The 17,363-nt window shown below is 59.5% G+C and carries 16 protein-coding genes; 8 read left to right on the top strand and 8 right to left on the bottom strand.

Annotated elements, in window-relative coordinates; translation table 11 throughout:
- The first annotated feature begins 106 nt into the window (after positions 1–106).
- A complete protein-coding gene (locus tag AC07ZE_RS00930; RefSeq protein ID WP_207260099.1) occupies positions 107–520 on the top strand; it encodes a DUF3301 domain-containing protein in 414 nt (137 codons plus the stop codon).
- A gap of 117 nt (positions 521–637) precedes the next feature.
- Here AC07ZE_RS00930 and AC07ZE_RS00925 read toward each other — a convergent pair whose 3' ends face one another.
- On the bottom strand, positions 638–1,603 hold the full coding sequence (locus tag AC07ZE_RS00925) for a CobW family GTP-binding protein (protein ID WP_207260098.1): 966 nt from the start codon (positions 1,601–1,603) through the stop codon (positions 638–640).
- Positions 1,604–1,628: 25 nt separating this feature from the next.
- Here AC07ZE_RS00925 and AC07ZE_RS00920 point away from each other — a divergent pair, with 25 nt between their 5' ends.
- Positions 1,629–1,985, top strand: coding sequence for an NADH:ubiquinone oxidoreductase (locus tag AC07ZE_RS00920; RefSeq protein ID WP_207260097.1), 357 nt, complete (start codon positions 1,629–1,631; stop codon positions 1,983–1,985).
- 13 nt (positions 1,986–1,998) lie between these two features.
- On the opposite strand, the gene zigA is transcribed toward AC07ZE_RS00920, so the two are convergent.
- Positions 1,999–3,204, bottom strand: a complete 1,206-nt coding sequence (gene zigA / locus AC07ZE_RS00915) for a zinc metallochaperone GTPase ZigA (RefSeq protein ID WP_207260096.1) — start codon at positions 3,202–3,204, stop codon at positions 1,999–2,001.
- Positions 3,205–3,317: 113 nt separating this feature from the next.
- Between zigA and folE2 the strand changes: the two genes are divergently transcribed.
- From folE2 to AC07ZE_RS00890, 5 genes are all read left to right on the top strand, one after another.
- Positions 3,318–4,214, top strand: a complete 897-nt coding sequence (gene folE2 / locus AC07ZE_RS00910; protein WP_207260090.1) for a GTP cyclohydrolase FolE2 — start codon at positions 3,318–3,320, stop codon at positions 4,212–4,214.
- Positions 4,211–4,879 carry a metal ABC transporter ATP-binding protein gene (locus tag AC07ZE_RS00905; RefSeq protein ID WP_207260089.1) on the top strand — a complete coding sequence of 223 codons (669 nt, stop codon included), beginning with the start codon at positions 4,211–4,213 and terminating at the stop codon, positions 4,877–4,879. Before folE2 ends, AC07ZE_RS00905 begins: the two co-directional genes overlap by 4 nt.
- Positions 4,879–5,745 carry a metal ABC transporter permease gene (locus AC07ZE_RS00900; protein WP_207260088.1) on the top strand — a complete coding sequence of 289 codons (867 nt, stop codon included), beginning with the start codon at positions 4,879–4,881 and terminating at the stop codon, positions 5,743–5,745. The genes AC07ZE_RS00905 and AC07ZE_RS00900 overlap by 1 nt, the downstream gene beginning before the upstream one ends.
- Before the next feature lie 11 nt (positions 5,746–5,756).
- On the top strand, positions 5,757–6,632 hold the full coding sequence (locus tag AC07ZE_RS00895; protein ID WP_207260084.1) for a metal ABC transporter substrate-binding protein: 876 nt from the start codon (positions 5,757–5,759) through the stop codon (positions 6,630–6,632).
- Between the two features lie 119 nt (positions 6,633–6,751).
- Complete coding sequence (locus tag AC07ZE_RS00890; RefSeq protein ID WP_207260083.1) at positions 6,752–7,657, top strand: His/Gly/Thr/Pro-type tRNA ligase C-terminal domain-containing protein; 906 nt, start codon at positions 6,752–6,754, stop codon at positions 7,655–7,657.
- A gap of 77 nt (positions 7,658–7,734) precedes the next feature.
- Here the strand turns inward: AC07ZE_RS00890 and AC07ZE_RS00885 are convergent, their stop codons facing one another.
- Entirely contained in the window at positions 7,735–8,256 is a 522-nt protein-coding gene (locus tag AC07ZE_RS00885; protein WP_095194566.1) for a DUF3617 domain-containing protein, read from the bottom strand.
- Positions 8,257–8,389: 133 nt separating this feature from the next.
- Here AC07ZE_RS00885 and cls point away from each other — a divergent pair, with 133 nt between their 5' ends.
- The gene (gene cls, locus AC07ZE_RS00880; RefSeq protein WP_207260080.1) at positions 8,390–9,829 is read left to right on the top strand and encodes a cardiolipin synthase; all 1,440 of its coding nucleotides are present in this window, start codon (positions 8,390–8,392) and stop codon (positions 9,827–9,829) included.
- Here the strand turns inward: cls and cfaB are convergent.
- The 5 genes from cfaB to hflK (AC07ZE_RS00855) all read right to left on the bottom strand — a co-directional run bounded on the left by cfaB (position 9,826) and on the right by hflK (AC07ZE_RS00855) (position 17,161).
- Entirely contained in the window at positions 9,826–11,013 is a 1,188-nt protein-coding gene (gene cfaB / locus AC07ZE_RS00875; RefSeq protein WP_207260078.1) for a C17 cyclopropane fatty acid synthase CfaB, read from the bottom strand. The two genes, cls and cfaB, sit on opposite strands and share 4 nt — an antisense overlap.
- A gap of 190 nt (positions 11,014–11,203) precedes the next feature.
- Positions 11,204–13,114, bottom strand: a complete 1,911-nt coding sequence (locus AC07ZE_RS00870; RefSeq protein WP_207260077.1) for a cation-translocating P-type ATPase — start codon at positions 13,112–13,114, stop codon at positions 11,204–11,206.
- Complete coding sequence (gene hflK, locus AC07ZE_RS00865) at positions 13,111–14,169, bottom strand: protease modulator HflK (RefSeq protein ID WP_207260073.1); 1,059 nt, start codon at positions 14,167–14,169, stop codon at positions 13,111–13,113. The genes AC07ZE_RS00870 and hflK (AC07ZE_RS00865) overlap by 4 nt, the downstream gene beginning before the upstream one ends.
- Positions 14,166–15,206 carry a protease modulator HflC gene (hflC, locus tag AC07ZE_RS00860; RefSeq protein ID WP_207260072.1) on the bottom strand — a complete coding sequence of 347 codons (1,041 nt, stop codon included), beginning with the start codon at positions 15,204–15,206 and terminating at the stop codon, positions 14,166–14,168. The genes hflK (AC07ZE_RS00865) and hflC overlap by 4 nt, the downstream gene beginning before the upstream one ends.
- Positions 15,203–17,161 carry a protease modulator HflK gene (gene hflK, locus AC07ZE_RS00855; protein WP_207267738.1) on the bottom strand — a complete coding sequence of 653 codons (1,959 nt, stop codon included), beginning with the start codon at positions 17,159–17,161 and terminating at the stop codon, positions 15,203–15,205. The genes hflC and hflK (AC07ZE_RS00855) overlap by 4 nt, the downstream gene beginning before the upstream one ends.
- Between the last annotated feature and the right edge of the window lie 202 nt (positions 17,162–17,363).

The following is a 17,363-nucleotide window of genomic DNA, read 5'->3' as shown; positions in this document are numbered from 1 at the left end:
GTAAAACGATTGAAATTCGAGCAGCGCAGTATGCGACTAAACGCAGCCTGTACGACAGACCGGCGACGCAGTTAAGCTGACACTATCTTGTTGGAGCGCCCTGTTGATGCTGACCCTTGGAAATATTTTCGTGCTGATGCTGCTTGCCACCGCGGGCGCCTGGCTGTGGCACAACCACGGTTTGCGCGAACGTGCACTGGAGCGGGTCAAGCAGCATTGCAGCAACGTCGGGATCGAATTGCTGGATGGTAACGTGGCGCTGAAAAAAATCGCGTTCATCAAGGATGCCAGCGGCCGGCGGCGCCTGGCCCGTGTGTATAACTTCGAATTCACCGTCACCGGCGAAAGTCGTCATAACGGCACGATCACCCAGTTCGGCCCCCACAGTGTGCAGATCGAACTGGCGCCCTACCCGATGCCGTTCGACGACACCCCGCCCGTCGCCGACGTGGTCAAGCCCAGCGCCCAGGTGATCGAACTGAGCCATTGGCGGCAGGAACATAACAAGTGGCGGCCTTGATGATTGATGTCGTCAGTTCGCGAGCAGGCTCGCTCCCACAGGGGAGCACATTCCCAAATGTGGGAGCGAGCCTGCTCGCGAATGGGCCATTAGCCGCAATACAGAAACCCGCTAGTTCTATTGAACCCTGCATTCCGCCAAACCTCTCTGCAGCCAATCAACCTCCTGCGACTCACTGAAAATCAATTCAACCCGCGAATCCTGCCGCCATTCACTCGGCTGCCATTCCCGTATCGAGTTATCCACTGCATTCGCCGACACCCAGCCTTGGCCACTGTGGATAACCAGCTTCGCCCTTCGCCAGGCAAGGCCTTCAAGCCACTGCTCGACAAGTGCCAAATCGAATGTCTGGTTCGGGTGCCAACGCCAGCCAACGCTCCAGCCGCCCTCCTGTTCCTGACTCAAACAAATCGGAAAGGCCGGATCAGTCCAGATCGCCGGAACCTGCGCCAGTCCCTTGGGCACAACAAAGTTATCCACACCCGCCACGGCCCTAGCCTCCAGGCCGGGCAGTTCGCTCAATGGCAGCATTCCTTGTTGCGTCCAGTACAACGGTCGAACCGGTAGCTGACTGGCGAGGCGCCGGCGATCAGCCTCATCAAGATTTTCCGATTTATTCATCAGCAGCAGCCCGGCATTGTTCAGCGCCTCCTGTTGCGCCTGCGGCAGCAACTTGCCGTCCGCAAGCGCCTGAGCGTCCAAAACCAGTACACAAGGCAGTACACTTAGTACACCTCGCCACGGCGTTTCATTCAGCTGAATGAGCAACTGCCCCGGATGGCCCAGACCAGATGGCTCGATAAACAGGCGGTCCGGCCGGGCCTTGCGCAGCAGCCGGCCGAGCCCAATCTGAAACGGTGCGCCGTTGACGCAACATAAACAGCCCCCGGCCACTTCGCCCAGTGCGATACCATCGGCATCGCGAGTCAGCAGCGCAGCGTCGAGGCCGATCTGGCCAAATTCGTTGATCAACACCGCCCAGCGCTCACCGTCAGGACGTTGCGCCAGCAGGTGCCTGATCAGGCTGGTCTTACCGGCCCCCAAGGGTCCGGCGATGACGTGGGTGGGAATGTTCTGCAACATGATCGAAGGTTCTGAGGAGGTAAGGATGCGGTGGATGGGATGGTCGCTACTGCTGTCGCTTGCTAGCGGCGAGGCGCTGGCCCAGGCCTGCGTAGTCCACAGCCAGGCGGAACGGCTCGACGTTAAAGTCTGCCAGCAAAACCGCAATATCCCGGAAAAACTGTTCGCCGGCGGATTCTGCCAGCCAAACCTGGCCGGGCAGAAAGTCGAGGTGCAGTACGTCGACCTGTGCCCCAGCGGGGCGTTCGGCGTATGCAGCAACGCCCAAGTCGCCAATATGCCTTACCGGCAGGATATTCACTATTACGGCGTTGCCACGGATGCGGCATATCTGAAGCCGTATTGTGAAACCAAGAGCCAGGGAACCTGGCTCAAGCCTTGAGCTCAGTCGTCGGTCAGGCGACCTCTTCAAACCAGGGACCAAACGGATCCGGCAGCTTCTGCCAGCCCTCTTCACCCATTGCCATTTCATCGTCGGTCAGCAAGCAATCATCGAGTTCGGCAATGAGCTTTGCGAAATCAATGTCCTGGCCGATGAACACCAGTTCCTGTCGGCAATCACCGGAGGCAGCGGCCCAGTTTTTCATGATGGCGGCGGTGCTTTCTGCATCCTGCGGCCATTGATTCTTCGGCACGAAACGCCACCAGCGTCCGGCATAACCATGGCGCATCAACCCACCTGCCTGCGACCAGCTGCCGGCGTCCATGGGTTTGCTCGCCAGCCAGAAAAAGCCCTTGGAACGCAGCAACTTGCCATTGGGCCACGGCCGGTCGATGAAGTTGAAAAAACGCTGTGGATGAAAGGGACGACGCGCACGATAAGCGTGAGAGGCGATGCCGTACTCCTCGGTTTCCGGTACATGTTCACCGCGCAGTTCCCGCAGCCAGCCCGGTGCCTGCGCGGCTTTCTCAAAGTTGAAGCGTCCGGTATTGAGGATCTTCTCCAGCGGCACTTCGCCCATGACCATCGGAATGATTTGCGCCTGTGCGTTGAGCCGTTCGAGGATCGCCATCAGCTCCAGGCGTTCGCGGCTACTGATCAGGTCGATCTTGCTGATCAGGATGACGTCAGCGAATTCGATCTGCTCGATCAACAGATCAGTAATCGCGCGCTCATCCTCTTCACCCAGGGTTTCGCCACGGGAAGCAAGGCTTTCGGCAGCCTGATAATCGAGCAGGAAATTCATGCCGTCGACCACAGTGACCATGGTGTCGAGTCGCGCGATGTCGGTGAGGCTCTGGCCGTTTTCGTCGCGGAACGTGAACGTCTCCGCAACAGGCAGCGGTTCGGAAATACCCGTGGATTCGATCAACAGATAATCGAAGCGACCGTCCCGTGCGAGTTTGCTTACCTCCTCCAGCAGATCCTCGCGCAGGGTGCAGCAAATGCAACCGTTGCTCATTTCCACGAGCTTTTCTTCTGCGCGATTGAGGCTGACATCGCGCTGGACTTCGCTGCCGTCAATGTTGATTTCACTCATATCGTTGACGATTACAGCAACCCGCAGATTATTACGATTACGTAGTACGTAATTAAGAAGTGTACTTTTTCCCGCCCCTAAAAAGCCCGACAGGACGGTGACAGGGAGACGATTGGGCATCAGATAATCCTCACAGGGTTACCCGGTCAATCGCCGGGCTTGATAGTGTTATGTTATAACTATATTGTTATACAGTAACACATCAAATCAACCCCCCATGATGGACCTTGCTCATGAATGCGCTGACTCTGCCGGATATCGCCGCGCAGGCCTCACGCCAAACCCTGCCACTGGAGTGGGTGGGTATGTGTGGCATTGCTCTTCCTGTTTTGATTGAAAACGCACGTGTGGCTGCAACGGTTGATGCCGGTGTGAGCCTCGACAATGGTGAGGCGCGCGGCATTCATATGTCGCGGCTCTATCTGGCATTGGAAAGGCTTGAGCACGAACCCCTTTCACCCGATTTGCTTCGGCGAGTCCTGTTAAGTTTCCTCACCAGTCATGAAGGTCTTTCGAACAACGCTTACCTGACCATTCACACGGACTTACTGTTGAAAAGACCGGCGCTGATCAGTCCTTTGGCCGGGTGGAAATCCTATCCGGCCAGCATCCGGGCACGTCTGAAAAACGCGATGTTCCACGTGGAACTAAAAATCGAGGTGCCTTATTCCTCTACGTGCCCCTGTTCAGCAGCGCTTTCCCGACAACTGATTCAACAACAATTCGTCGATGACTTCGCCAACAAGGCTCTGCACCACGCCGATGTGTTGGCTTGGCTCGGCTCCCCCAAGGGCATCGTTGCAACGCCGCATAGTCAACGCAGCTCTGCGCAGTTATGCCTGCGTCTGGACGACTATCTGGATGATCTGCCGCTGATTGCGTTGATCAATGATGCCGAAGCCGCGCTCGGTACCGCCGTGCAAACCGCCGTTAAGCGCGCTGACGAACAAGCCTTCGCACTGGCCAACGGTCAGAACCTGATGTTCTGCGAAGACGCCGCGCGACGCTTGAACATGGCCCTGAAACGCTCACCCGGTATCAACGGTTTTCGCATTCGAGTTGTTCACGCCGAGAGCCTCCACGCCCATGACGCCGTTGCCGAAAGTTTTTGGAACTGGGAGGCTGCATGATCCGTTTTCAAGCTTTGCGTTGGGGAGCGCCAGGGCAACCGCTGACGCCGCCTCTCGATATCGAGCTGTCAAAGGGAAGCATGACCGCCGTGATCGGTGCCAATGGCTGCGGCAAAAGCAGCTTGTTGAAAGTCATCGCCGGCCTGCAAAAACCGCTCGCGGGAAAGGTCTTGCTGGATGTTCCACGCAAAGGCTCCCTCTCGTTTCTGCCGCAGCAACAACATCTGGATCGCCAATTCCCCATCAACCTTCAGGAACTGGTCGCCGCCGGTTTCTGGGGTAGTAAGCAATCGCCTGCATGGCGTCGTGATCGTCTCGAATCGGTACTGGACGATTGGTGCCTGAGCGGCCTTGAGCGGCGCCCCTTGATGGCGCTTTCAGGGGGCGAGTTGCAGCGTGCGTTACTCGCACGCTTGAGCCTCATAGATGCGCCATTGTTGCTGCTTGATGAGCCCCATGCCGCCCTGGACGAACTCGGTCAGGCACTGCTGTGGAAACACCTCCACAGGTGGCATGCCGCGGATCGAACCCTGGTGGTTGTGTGTCATGACCTGGCCGCCGTTCGCCATCACATCCCACACACACTGCTGATCAGAAGCAGCGCAAACGTCTTCGGGCGGAGCATCGATCTTATTCGCCAACCACCTCAAGCACCGGTGGCCTGATGCTTATCGCCGCTCATCTTTGGCAACCCTTCAACGAATTCGTGTTCATGCGCCGCGCGCTGCTCGGCGGTCTTGTTCTGGCCTGCAGCACAGCGCCCCTGGGCGTATTTCTGATCCTGCGACGAATGAGCCTGATCGGTGACGCGGTGGCACACGGCATTCTGCCCGGCGCCGCATTGGGTTTCTGGTTCGCCGGTTTGAGCCTTCCCGCATTGACCCTCGGCGGCCTCGGTGCCGGCCTAGGCATGGCCGGGCTCGCCGCCTGGATCACCCGTCGCACGGGCTTGCGAGAGGACGCCAGTCTCGCGGCGATTTACCCGATTTCCCTGGCCAGCGGTGTGCTGATTCTTGGAATCGCCGGTAAACGCCTGGACCTGCTGCACCTGCTGTTCGGCTCGGCATTGGCAGTCGACGCCCCGACCCTGAACGGCATGCTCTGGGTCTGCGGGGTAAGTCTGATCGCCATGCTGGTGATCTATCGCCCCCTGCTGCTGGACACCCTCGACCCACTTTTCCTGCAATCCGTCAGCCGCCTCGGCCCCCTGGCCCATGGCGTCTTCCTGACACTGGTGGTGCTGAATCTGGTGATCGGCTTCCAGGCCATCGGCGCGTTGATGGTGGTCGGCCTGATGATGCTCCCCGCCGCGGCTTCACGGTTCTGGAGTCGGCGCTTGCCGGTGTTGATGGCCATTGCCGCGCTGTTCGGCAGTCTCTCGGTTTGGCTCGGGTTGTTGCTGTCCTTCCATTACTCGCTACCGAGCGGTCCGGCCATCGTCCTGGTGGCGGGCGGTGGGTATCTGCTGTCCGTCGTGTTCGGTCCTGTGCACGGTTTGCTGCGCCACCCGCCTTTGCTCACATCCCAATGAGGTATTACCCGATGCGCGCTTTATTCGTGCTGTTCAGTTTGATGCTGTCGATGTCGCTGTCTGCCGCAGAAAAACTCCAGGTAGTCACCAGTTTCAGCATCCTAGCCGACATGACGCAGCAGGTCGGCGGCGATCATATCCAAATCACCAACATGGTCGGTCCAGACGCTGATGCCCACACTTATGAGCCCACCCCGGACGACGGCCAGGCGCTGCTCAAAGCGAAGCTCATCATCAAGAACGGTTTGGGATTCGAGCCATGGCTCGATCGCCTGGTGATCAGTACCGAGACCAAGGCGCCGGTGATCAGCGCGAGCCAGGGTGTGATTCCGCGCGCTCTGGATGAAGACGGCCAGACCGTTCCCGACCCGCACGCCTGGCACAACCTGGCGAACGCCGAGCTGTACATCAGCAACATCACCAAGGCATTGATTGCCGCCGACCCGGCGAACAAGGCCGACTATCAGCGCAACAGCCAGGCTTACCTGAAGCACATCTACACCCTGCTTGCTCAAGCCAGAGCCAAGCTCGGTTCCCTGCCGCCGGGCAACCGCAAGATCGTGACGTCCCATGATGCATTCGGTTACTTGGGACAGGCCTACGGGATCGACTTCATGGCGCCCCAGGGCCTGTCCACCGAACGTGAACCTTCCGCCGCTGAAGTCGCTGCGCTGATCACCCAGATTCGTCAGGCCAAGGTCAAGGCGATGTTTATGGAGAACATCAAGGACGCGCGCCTGCTCAAGCAGATTGCCGACGAAAGCGGCGCTCGGATCGGTGGCACCCTGTACTCCGATGCGCTCGCTGCGAGCGGCCCGGCCAGTACGTTTACCGGTTTATTCGAATACAACCTCAACACCCTGTACGACGCGCTGAGCAAGCCATAATCGGTGTCCCGGAGTGTTCACAGACGTGGCTCGACAAACGTCTACATGACAACAGCAATCGTTTGCCAGTAATGTTGACGCGCTAGCGCGTGTGATCGAAGCATCCGAGAACAATAACCATGATCCAGATCACCCTGCCCGATGGTTCATTGCGTGAGTATGACCAACCGCTGTCCGTACATGAGGTTGCCGCGAGTATTGGCCCCGGGCTGGCCAACGCAGCGGTAGCGGGTCGGGTGGACGGTGTGTTGGTGGATTGCGAGTTCGTGATCAGGGCGAATGCCCGGGTCAACATCGTGACGGCGCAGGAACCCGATGGACTGGAAATCCTCCGTCGATCCTGTTCGTTGATGCTGGCGATGGCCGTCAGGCAACTGCACGCCCATGCGCAATTGCGAACGGGCTCGGAGCTGGGTGACGGTTTCTATTGCGAGTTTGCTGTCGAGCGCCCTTTAACGACAACGGACCTGCCACTCATCGAAGCGCGCATGCAATCACTGGCGGCGACCAATCATTCAATCCGCCGACGTCCGACGCCCTCTCCATCGACACCTTCCGAGCATCTGTCACTGTACCGCCTCGGTGATACCGAGTATCTGACAACCGGTCCGCACGTCCCTACCACCAAGGTGCTGCAGGCATTTGCCCTTGATCATATCAGTGGGACCTTGCAGCAACGCATCTACGGTACCTGCTGGTCCAGCCACCAGGAACTGCAGCAGTGGCGCTTGCCGCCCCATGTGGTAGTCGTCAGCATGGATGAACGCCAGACCCGCTATGCACACGCGGTCACCGAGCGCCTTCGCCGCGGTGGCGTGCGTGCTCTTGCGGACCTGCGTCACGAGAAAGTCCGCCACAAGATTCGTCATCACAGCCAAACGGTGCCGTACGTGGTGGTAGTCGGGGAGAAGGAAAAGGCCGGTGGGTTTGTCAGTGTACGCAGCCGCGACGGGCAGGATTTTGGCAGGATGGCGGTTGAGGCGGTGTGTGAATGGTTGGGACAGCCAGGGATCGCAGAGGGCTGAGCCGAGGCCTTCGCGGGCAAGCTCCGCTCCTACAGGTCAACGAGGTTCTGTAGGAGCGAAGCTTGCTCGTGAAGCTTTTAAGCTCTTGGCTTGACGGTGCCGCAATCCTGCCCCAACCACACGGCGCGACTTTCCAGGCTGCCCTTCTGTTGAAGGCCGGTGGCATTGAACGTTCCGTTTACCTTGGTAGTGAACTCACGGTCACTGAGGAAAGTCGCGACACCCGCACCCTGCGCTTTCGGGCAACTGAAGCGGAATTTCCACTGGTTACCGGTACGGTCGGTGATTTCCTGCTTGCAGCCCGATTGCGGGTCCGTCAGCGGGATGTCGTCGGTCTTGACCTGCTCCGGTGTCAGGCACGCGCGAATCCCCTTGCCGCCCATGGTGATGCCCTGTTTTTCCAGCTGCGCGCGCTGCTCGGGGGTCATCTGACTTTGAATCTGTCCGAGGATCAGTTGCAGATCTGGAAGGTTCTGGTCATCGACCTTCATGTTGCTGGTGGTCAATTCCCACAAACCTGGCTGCAGCATCTGCGCCTGAGCCGCCACAGGAAGCGCCAAACCCAGCGTAATGGCCAAACCCAGCAAACGAACGTTCATCATGTAACTCCTGATCAATGGTGGCCGTTAGACGTCAGCCACGGGCTTCGGTTCATGGGCCAATTAAATAGCGACATTCTGCCCGGAACATGGTCTGTTAAGCATTGAATCTTCAGGAGCAAGGCTGCCCCCCATGGATTATTTTGGACCCCATATTTTCGGTTACACCATCGCATTGCTGCACTCCCTGGGCACGATCGCAGCGATCCACGCCGTGTTGACCGTTCGAACCGCTCAAGGCTCGATCGCCTGGGCCTTGTCTCTGGTCTTCATGCCCTACCTGACGCTCATCCCCTATCTGGTATTCGGCCGCAGCACCTTCGACGGTTACATCAAAGCCCGGCGCCAGGCCAACGAAGAAATGCGCAAAGCCGTCTCCGAGCTCAATTGGCGGCCGTGGGTAGAAGAAGCGCTTACCGCTCGCGCCTCCAACGCTTATACGTCGCTCAGGGCGATGCCGAAGCTGGGGCGCATGCCGTGCCTGGCAAACAACGAAGTGAAACTGCTGATCAATGGCCGGGCCACCTTCGATGCGATTTTCACCGCCATCCGCCAGGCCAAAACAGCGGTGCTGATCCAGTTCTTCATCATTCATGACGACCGCCTCGGCCAGCGCCTGCATAACCTGCTGCTGGAGAAGGCGGCCGAAGGCGTCGCGGTCTATTTGCTGTATGACCGAATCGGCAGCCACTCCCTTCCCCACCGTTACGTACAGGCGTTGCGCGATGGAGGTGTCGAGGTCAAGGCATTCGCGACCCGCAGCGGTTGGCTGAACCGCTTCCAGGTCAACTTTCGCAACCACCGCAAGATCGTAGTGGTCGACGGCATCCTCGGTTTCGTCGGAGGGCACAACATCGGCGACGAATACATGGGGGAGAAACCGCCGCTGGCACCTTGGCGCGATACCCACATACAGGTACGCGGACCGGTGGTGGCCTGCATGCAGGAATCCTTCGCCGAAGACTGGTTCTGGGCGGCCCGTTCGTTGCCGCCGCTGATCCTGCCAGAGCAGTACCCAGACGACGGCGTCCTGTGCCAGATGCTCGCCAGCGGTCCGGCAGACCCTTACGAGACCTGTTCACTGTTCTTCGTCGAAGCCATTCACGCAGCGACCGAACGGGTGTGGATCACAAGCCCGTATTTCATACCCGACGAAGCCGTATTCGCCGCATTGCGCCTGGCGGTGCTGCGCGGGGTGGATGTAAGGATTCTGCTGCCGTCACGGCCCGATCATCGTATCGTCTACGCGGCCTCGAGTCTGTTTGCGTTCGAAGCGGTGCGTGCGGGCGTACGGGTATTCCGCTACGAACCCGGTTTCCTGCACCAGAAAGTGGTGTTAATCGACAGCGAAATCAGCGCCATTGGCAGCGCCAACATGGACAACCGTTCGTTCCGCTTGAACTTCGAAGTGATGTTGCTGACGGTCGACAGCGCGTTTGCCACCAAAGTGGAGCAGATGCTCAACGATGACTTCGCTCAGGCCCACGAAATCGCCAAAGGAGAGGGCCGAGAGACCGCACGCCTGCAACAGGTCGGCATGCGGATCGCCCGGCTTATTTCGCCGATTCTTTAGGGGTTGTAGATGTCGTCCCGGGTCCATGGCAGTTCATGGCTGCCATCGGGGTGCGCTTTCACTGCAAGGATCTGATGCAGATTGATCCAGCCTCTGGCGAATGCATAGGCGCAGCCCGCCAAGTAAAGACGCCAGATCCGCAACGCTTGCTCCGGCACCAGTTTCGCGGCGGCCTCGAGGTTGTCTTCCAGGCGTTCACTCCAGTGATCCAGGGTACGTGCGTAGTGCAGGCGCAGGCTTTCGACATCGACAATCTCAAGCCCTGCTTCGCTGATCTCGGCTGAAATCATCGACAGGTGCGGCAGCTCGCCGTTGGGGAACACATACTTCTCGATGAACTCACCGGCACCGCGTCCCACCGGACGGCCATCGGTGTGTTTGGCGGTGATCCCGTGGTTCATCACCAGGCCGCCCTCCTTCACCGCGCCGAACAGGGTTGTGCAGTACTCGGCCAGGTTCGCATGACCGACGTGTTCGAACATGCCGACGCTGACCACTTTGTCGAAGCGACCGTCCTGCGGCAGGTCGCGGTAGTCGAGCAACTGCAGCTCGATCATGTCCTCCAGACCTTCTTCTTTCACGCGTTCCCGGGCTAAACCCAGTTGCTCTTTACTGAGGGTAATACCAAATACTTTCGCGCCGAACTCACGGGCCGCATACCGTGCCAGGCCGCCCCAACCGCAGCCGACATCCAGCAAATACTCGCCCGGTTGCAGGCGCAGTTTGCGACACAAATGACGGAACTTTGCCTGCTGGGCCTGCTCCAGAGTCTCGCTGCCGGTCTCGAAATAAGCGCAGGAGTAAGCCATGTCGCTGTCGAGCCACAGCTGATAAAAAGCGTTGGAAAGGTCGTAGTGGTAGGAAATGGCCTTGGCGTCGGTTTCCTTGTCATGGGGGGTGCGGATCGTTTCCCCGCTTCCATCCTCAGTCAGTAATGCCTGGCTCAATTCATCACACACGCGAATCACATCACTGATTGAGCCTTCGAGCTCCAGCTTGCCCTCGACAAACGCTGCTCCGAGCGAGCTGAGGCTTGGATGGGTGAACTGGGTAACCATCTGTGGGTCCTTGACCACAATGGTGACGCTGGGCGTCGGCCCCAGATTGAATTCATGGCCATCCCAGAGTCGCAGGCGTAGCGGTAACTGCAGATTCTGTAAGGCCGGTGGAAGTTGCGCGAGCATGGAAAATCCCCCTTGTTTCAGACGTCTGCTGAGAGGTTAGACCATCCTGGAAAAATAGCTGCCTATCGATTTCATAGCGGACTTCTATGGAGCTGCTGCACCCGAAAATTCGTCGTGAATTCACAGAAATGATCGCTCTTACCCTAAATGACTACAAATTCGGCGCGCAGTTCTGTGAATCTCGACGCGCTCAAACTTCGTCCTTGAGCTTGAGCAACGGCTCCTGAAACCGCAGCAAACGCCCGGCATTACCCAACACCAGCAATGTGCTGAAGTTATGCAGCAACGCCGCGATCATTGCCCCCGCCGCACCGAGCCAGCCGAACGCAGCGAAGGCAACGATGGCCAGCGTCCAACCCAGACCGATGATCACGTTGACCTGCAAGGTTTGCCGGCACTGGCGACTCAAGCGCACGCAGGTCCCCAGACGACGCAAGTCACTGCCGATCAACACGATATCGGCCGACGCCAGGGCGATATCCGCGCCGCCAGCCCCCATGGCCACTCCGACCACGCCAGCCTTGAGGGCCAACGAATCATTGATGCCGTCACCCACCACCATAGGCCGAAAACCGTTACCAATTTCTTTCAACACACGGTTGAGTTTGTCCTCGGGCAACGCCTGCGCTTCGACATCACTGATACCCACATCCCGCGCCAGCGTATGCGCGACGCTTTTGCGGTCGCCGGTGAGCAACAACTGCCGTCCCAAGCCAAGGTCACGCAACTCGCTCAGGGCAAACCTGGCTTCGGGTTTCACGCTGTCGGCCAGCAGCAGCCAGGCGAGGAATTCCCCGTTGAGGGCCAGTCCGGCAATCGGGCCGTCGTGGTCCGGAACGGTTGAGGTGGGAATTTTCAACTGGGCGAACAGTTCAGGTCGCCCGAGCGCCGCCTCACCCTGCTCCGTCATGGCCACCACACCCAGGCCCTGGCGCTCATGAATATCCGTGAGCAGAAAAAAATGCTCCTGTGTCACCAGCCCGGCCAGCGCCCGGCTAACCGGGTGACTGCTGGCGGAACCGAGGCTGGCGGCGAGTTTCAGCACAGGGGTGCGATCCTCCAGCGGGCTGTCGATGGATTGCAGACGCAAGGTGCCGAAGGTCAGGGTGCCAGTCTTGTCGACCACCAGCGAGGTCAAGTCTGCCAGCTCTTCAAGAAACGCCGAGCTGCGTATCAAAATCCCATGTCGTGCCGCCACGGCTACGCCGGCAATTGCGGTAGCAGGCGCCGACAACACCAGTGCACAGGGGCAGGCCGCCACCAGTACCGCGAGCATGGCCTGGGCATCGTTGGTAATGAACCAGGTCACTGCGGCCAGCAACAACACCAGCACCATGTAGCTGCCAGCGTAACGCTCCAATAACCGCGTGATCGGCGGTTTCGAACGTTCGGCGTTTTGCATCAGCGCGATGACTTTACCGAGGGTCGACTCATGGCCGGTGCGGGTCACTTCGATGCGCAGCAGGCCATCGAGGTTGATCGCCCCCCCGAACACCGGCATGCCGACGCCCGCCTCAACCGGAACTGATTCACCGGTAATGGAGGCGGTGTCGAGACTCGCTTGACCGGAGAGTACCCGGCCATCCGCCGGAACCCGATCACCGGCGCGCACCTCCACCCGGTCGCCAGCCTTGAGCGTGCCGTTGTCGACTTCAACGATGGAGCCATCGGCCTGAATTTTCCGTGCATGACTGCGCGTCAGCTTGCCGAGGGCGTGAATGGCTTCCTGCGAACCAATCACGCTGCGCTCTTCCAGGACATGGCCGAAGATCATGATGATCGGCAGCAAGGCCGCCGTCAGCAGATCGCCGGTCGCCCAGGCACCGAGCATGGCCAATGCGATCAGCTGATCGGTAATGCCGTGCAGACTCGGATAACGCAGGCTGTACCAGGCCGAGCGCATGACCGGTACGGCCACCAGCACGGAAGCAAAACCCAGCAGGAGTTGGCTGACTCCGGTCTGCTCGGGCGACAACCAGCGCCAGACCAAACCGAGTATGAGCAAGCCGAGGGCAAGCATGGCCAGGGTCAATTGGCGAGCGGCGCTGCGTTGTTCGGCCGAGGACAACATGCTCGGTGCAGCGGCGGTTTGCGCAGTCATTGTGCAGCTCCCTGAATGATCAGGCGGGAATCGTCTTTCGGATCTACCGTGGTCACCGAACCCGCCTGCCCGAGAATTTTCGGCATCCGTTCGCGGTAAATCCGCAGCAACATCTGTGGGTCGGTGCCTTGCTGTTGCGCCTTCGCCAGGCTCATCACCGTGGCCGTATCGGCAGAGGCTTTGGCCAACCGTTCACTCGCCTGTGCGTGAGCGACTTGCAGCGTCCGGTCGGCTTGTTCGTTGGCGGCCTGAGTCAGTTTCTCGGCGTCAGTGCGCGCATTGGCCACGGCTTTGTCCGCTTGCTGGCCGGCTGTCAACACCGCGTTGAAAGCGTTCACCGCAGGCCCTGGCAAACTCGATTGCACATCGACCCGCACCACTTCGATCCCGAGTCCCTGACCGATCACCGTTAATTCGGTGAGGCGTTGATTGATGGCCTGCACCAAATCACCGCGCAAGCGCTCGCGTCTTTCAGCGGCCTTGCTATCGGCGCCGATCAACTCCGGTCGCGCCACCAGAATGGTGTCCAGATCACGCGCCGCCGTCAGCGCCAACGCGCTGCGAGTGACCAGGCGATCCAGTGCCGGTAGCACATGTTCACCTTGCAGCACGAAAGCATAGGGATCCGTCACCTTATAGAAGACCCGCACATCGAGTTGCACCACCCCGGCATCTCCGGTCAACAGGTAACCGGAGCCTGCCAGCGCATCGCTGATGGGTGTGGCGAAACTGGCGGCGCGATCGGCTTGTAAAGCCGCATCACTGCGCAGCAGATTTTCTACCCGGCGCTCGATCACCCGATCGGCTGCGGGCAACAAAATCACCTGCTCAAACGGCCGTGGCCAAGCCAATAGCAATCCCGCATTCTGGATGCGATCCAGCGCACCGAAATGCAGAACCACCGCGCGATTTTGCGGATCAATCTGCCGCACATTGGAAAACGCCCACGCCAAAGCGGCCAACACCGTCACTGCATACAACGCGAGAAATGCCAGTCGCCCGGCCTGAATCCAGGGACTGCTCAATTTATTTGTTCCACGTGGAACCACGCTCATGGTTGCGACCCGGACTTGTTATCGAGGCTTGGCGGACCGTCAACCAACACTCGGAATGGCGCAGCATCGGTGCGCAAAATCAGTTTTGTCCCTGGCGTGACCACCGTACCCAAGGTATCGAGTGAACGCAGCAGGTTGTACAGCTGTGGCGAACCGGCGTAGGCACGACCGTAAATTTGCGCGGCTTCAACGCGTGATTGCGCTTCGATGTCAGCGGCTTTCACCGTGGCATCGGCCTGCACGATCCGCGCATCACGTTCGGCTGCAGAACGAATTTGTGCCGCTTCACGCTTGCCGATGGCGGTACGTTCGGTAGCGATGGTTTCACGCTCGGCACGCATACGGTCGACCGTCGCGGTGAGGGTGACCGATGGCAGAGTCAGACGCTCGATACCGACCTGCAACACGCGCACGCCATACGTAGTGAGCAACTGCTGATCAATTTGCTGGCGCAACTGCGCCTCGAAATCGGCGATGTGCACCTGACTGGCGTCCGTGTTCACCAGGTTGGCCAGATCGAAACTGCTGGCGGTGGTTTCCAGCGCCGAGCCGACAAAGGTGCGAATCTGCCGCGCCGCTTCATCCGGCTGGTTTTGTACGGCACGCATGAAGCGCTGCACATTGTCCGGGTCGCCCTGCACCTGCCAGGCTACGTAAGCCTGGACAATGATGCGCAAGCCATCGCGCGTACCCACGTCCTGCAAACCGCTGGAGGTGGTACGCAGTCGCAGGTCAACCGGGATGGCCGCTTCGAACGGCGCCGGCCAGCGCCAGCCAAGACCCGGTTCAAGCAACACCCGCGACGGATTGCCGAAGCGCGTGATCACCGTGGCCTCCCCCGATCTCACCTGCACCAGGCTCGCCGCTGCAACCGCGAACGCCACCAACAACGCCGCCCAACCCATGCGCCGCCATGGAAACGGACCGGCTTCCTGTGGGTCGCCATGATGGTGATGATGACCGTGGTGGTGATGCCCGCCATGGCCATGATCGTGGGCGGCTTGGTCATCGTGACCCTGAGTGTGAGACTGGCTCAATTGGCAGCTCCTGGCTGAGCGGTTTTACGTGACGGCGCGGGATCAGCCGGTAATGTGAATGTACGCAGGTCGATGGTCGGCGCATTGTTGCTGCCGCCCAGACGATGATCGAGCACCAGCAACCTGGCATTGGCCAGGCCTTGGGACAGTTGACTGAGGTACTGCTCCAGCACAAAGGCCTGGCCGGCGCTGGCGTAAGCCTTTTGCTCGGCACTGAATTTGAGGTCGGCTGCTTGCGCACTCGCGTTGATTTCACGAGCGCTGGCCGTTGCTTGATCGCGGGCGATGCTGGCCTGCAGCTGCGCCTGGTGAGTGGCTTCGGCAGCCGCTCCGCGTTCTCGGGCGATCAGGGCCTGCGCACCGATCTGCGCCGCTTGCACGCTGTGATAAGCATTGGCGGCCCCGGCTGGCGGGTGAATCGCTTCGACCACCGTGGCGAGGATTTCCACGCCGCTGTCGAGTTTGTTCAGGTCCGCCTGCACCGCGCGACCGATCTCTTCGGCAAGCCCTACCCGGTCTTCTCCGAGCAATCCATCCAGGGTCCGGGAAGCGAAGTCGTGGACCAGAATCCTGCTGGCCGTACTACGGATCAGTGTCGGCACATCGGCGCTGTTGTACGTCGCCGCCAGTGCCGCCTGATCACTCAGGCCAATGCGATAGACGAAACGCACGTCCATGTTGACGATCTGAAAGCTCTGCTTGTCAGCACGGCTGCTGGCGATCACTTGAGATTTGTCGTTCACATGGCTCGCATCCCACAACCGATTAGCCGTGAGCGGCGCCGGCCCCTCAGCGGGGGTGGCCTGTATCGGTGCCGATGCTTCTCCTACGCTGGTGGCCAACTCGTGAACCACGCCATTTTCGACATTCAGCACCCGCCCCAGCGGCCAAGGTAACCCGGCATGCAAACCAGGGCCGAACACCGCCACCGGCTTGCCGAAACGCTCGTAAATGCCCCGCCCTTGCAGCGGTATTTCGTGAATGCCGGTGAGTGACCAACCGACGATAACAACAACGGCCAGCACCGGTAAGAACGCCCGGCGCATGTAAGTAAAAGCCCAGATTTGCCGCAGGTCGATACCGAAGCGGTTGTGCAGTTCGTGCTGCAGCGCCAGTAACGGTTGCGGTGGCCAGCGCAGCATGTCAGCAACAAAACTGCGCGCAAGCAACGAAGGTTCAAGTTGTTCACGGCGGGGACTGAACAACGACAGCACCGCGCGCAACAGCAATTCCACCGCAACCAGCCCTGGCAGCAGGCCGATCAGCACCGCCAGACGCACTGGCCACATCGAGGTTTCATTGCCGAACAACAGGCACAGTGCACCCAGCACCAGACTGATGATTGCCACCCGGGTCAGCTGCGCCAACGCTCCGGCTTCAGGCCACTGAGCCGGGGTTTCCTGAATCAGTTGACGTTCCAGGACCAGCAAACCGAACGCCAGCAACAACGCTAAGGCCGTGCCAACAGTGGCGGACAACCCCAGCGCGGCAGGTGGCAAGCCAAGGTTCCAGAACTGTTTGACGCAAAGCAGCGCCAACAATGCCCAACCACCGAGCCATAGCGTTGGCGCACCGATCTGTTTGAGGATGTGCAGCCAGCGCTGACCTATGCGATCCAGCAGTCGTTCGTACCAGCCAACCGGGGATTCGATTTCTTGCGCTTCGACCACCGGCACCACGGGATTCAACGCCCGAGCCCGCCATTGCGTCACCCACCAGGCCGATTGCAAACCGGCAACCAACACCAGCAACGCAGCGCTTTGATTGAACAACAGCGCCGGCCAAAGAGATTGCGAGGCAAATAGCCCGACAAAGAACCCCACCACCAACCCCATGGCCGCCAGCACGCCGAGGCCGATAGCGAGCTGCCGCAGTCGCCGCCCTTGAAAAACTGCCTGCTGAAAGCGCGATAGCTCCGCTACCTGCGCTTCCTCCACATCGAGATCGACTTGCATACCACCCCAGTGCTCAACTTTGCTCACATCGCAATTCGTTACGATATAACGAAAAGAGTGAAATTTCCGTACTCAATTGCGTTATCTAAAGGTGCGTAACCTGTCCCTCGCCTGAAGCCTTGACCGAAAGGCGCCATAACGCACATATTACGTTCGTAATTTTTTATTCGGGACTACTTTTACCCTCCCGATCCCCTTTCCA

The organism is Pseudomonas sp. GW101-3H06 (assembly GCF_059424605.1).
This window is presented reverse-complemented; position numbering and strand designations above follow the sequence as displayed.

Coding starts and splice junctions, on each gene's coding strand:
- AC07ZE_RS00895 (WP_207260084.1), top strand. CDS start 5,757: ATGCGCGCTTTATTCGTGCTGTTCAGTTTGATGCTGTCGATGTCGCTG.
- AC07ZE_RS00930 (WP_207260099.1), top strand. CDS start 107: ATGCTGACCCTTGGAAATATTTTCGTGCTGATGCTGCTTGCCACCGCG.
- AC07ZE_RS00900 (WP_207260088.1), top strand. CDS start 4,879: ATGCTTATCGCCGCTCATCTTTGGCAACCCTTCAACGAATTCGTGTTC.
- zigA (WP_207260096.1), bottom strand. CDS start 3,204: ATGCCCAATCGTCTCCCTGTCACCGTCCTGTCGGGCTTTTTAGGGGCG.
- AC07ZE_RS00870 (WP_207260077.1), bottom strand. CDS start 13,114: ATGACTGCGCAAACCGCCGCTGCACCGAGCATGTTGTCCTCGGCCGAA.
- folE2 (WP_207260090.1), top strand. CDS start 3,318: ATGAATGCGCTGACTCTGCCGGATATCGCCGCGCAGGCCTCACGCCAA.
- AC07ZE_RS00905 (WP_207260089.1), top strand. CDS start 4,211: ATGATCCGTTTTCAAGCTTTGCGTTGGGGAGCGCCAGGGCAACCGCTG.
- AC07ZE_RS00925 (WP_207260098.1), bottom strand. CDS start 1,603: ATGTTGCAGAACATTCCCACCCACGTCATCGCCGGACCCTTGGGGGCC.
- cls (WP_207260080.1), top strand. CDS start 8,390: ATGGATTATTTTGGACCCCATATTTTCGGTTACACCATCGCATTGCTG.
- hflK (WP_207267738.1), bottom strand. CDS start 17,161: ATGCAAGTCGATCTCGATGTGGAGGAAGCGCAGGTAGCGGAGCTATCG.
- cfaB (WP_207260078.1), bottom strand. CDS start 11,013: ATGCTCGCGCAACTTCCACCGGCCTTACAGAATCTGCAGTTACCGCTA.
- hflK (WP_207260073.1), bottom strand. CDS start 14,169: ATGAGCGTGGTTCCACGTGGAACAAATAAATTGAGCAGTCCCTGGATT.
- AC07ZE_RS00890 (WP_207260083.1), top strand. CDS start 6,752: ATGATCCAGATCACCCTGCCCGATGGTTCATTGCGTGAGTATGACCAA.
- AC07ZE_RS00885 (WP_095194566.1), bottom strand. CDS start 8,256: ATGAACGTTCGTTTGCTGGGTTTGGCCATTACGCTGGGTTTGGCGCTT.
- AC07ZE_RS00920 (WP_207260097.1), top strand. CDS start 1,629: ATGCGGTGGATGGGATGGTCGCTACTGCTGTCGCTTGCTAGCGGCGAG.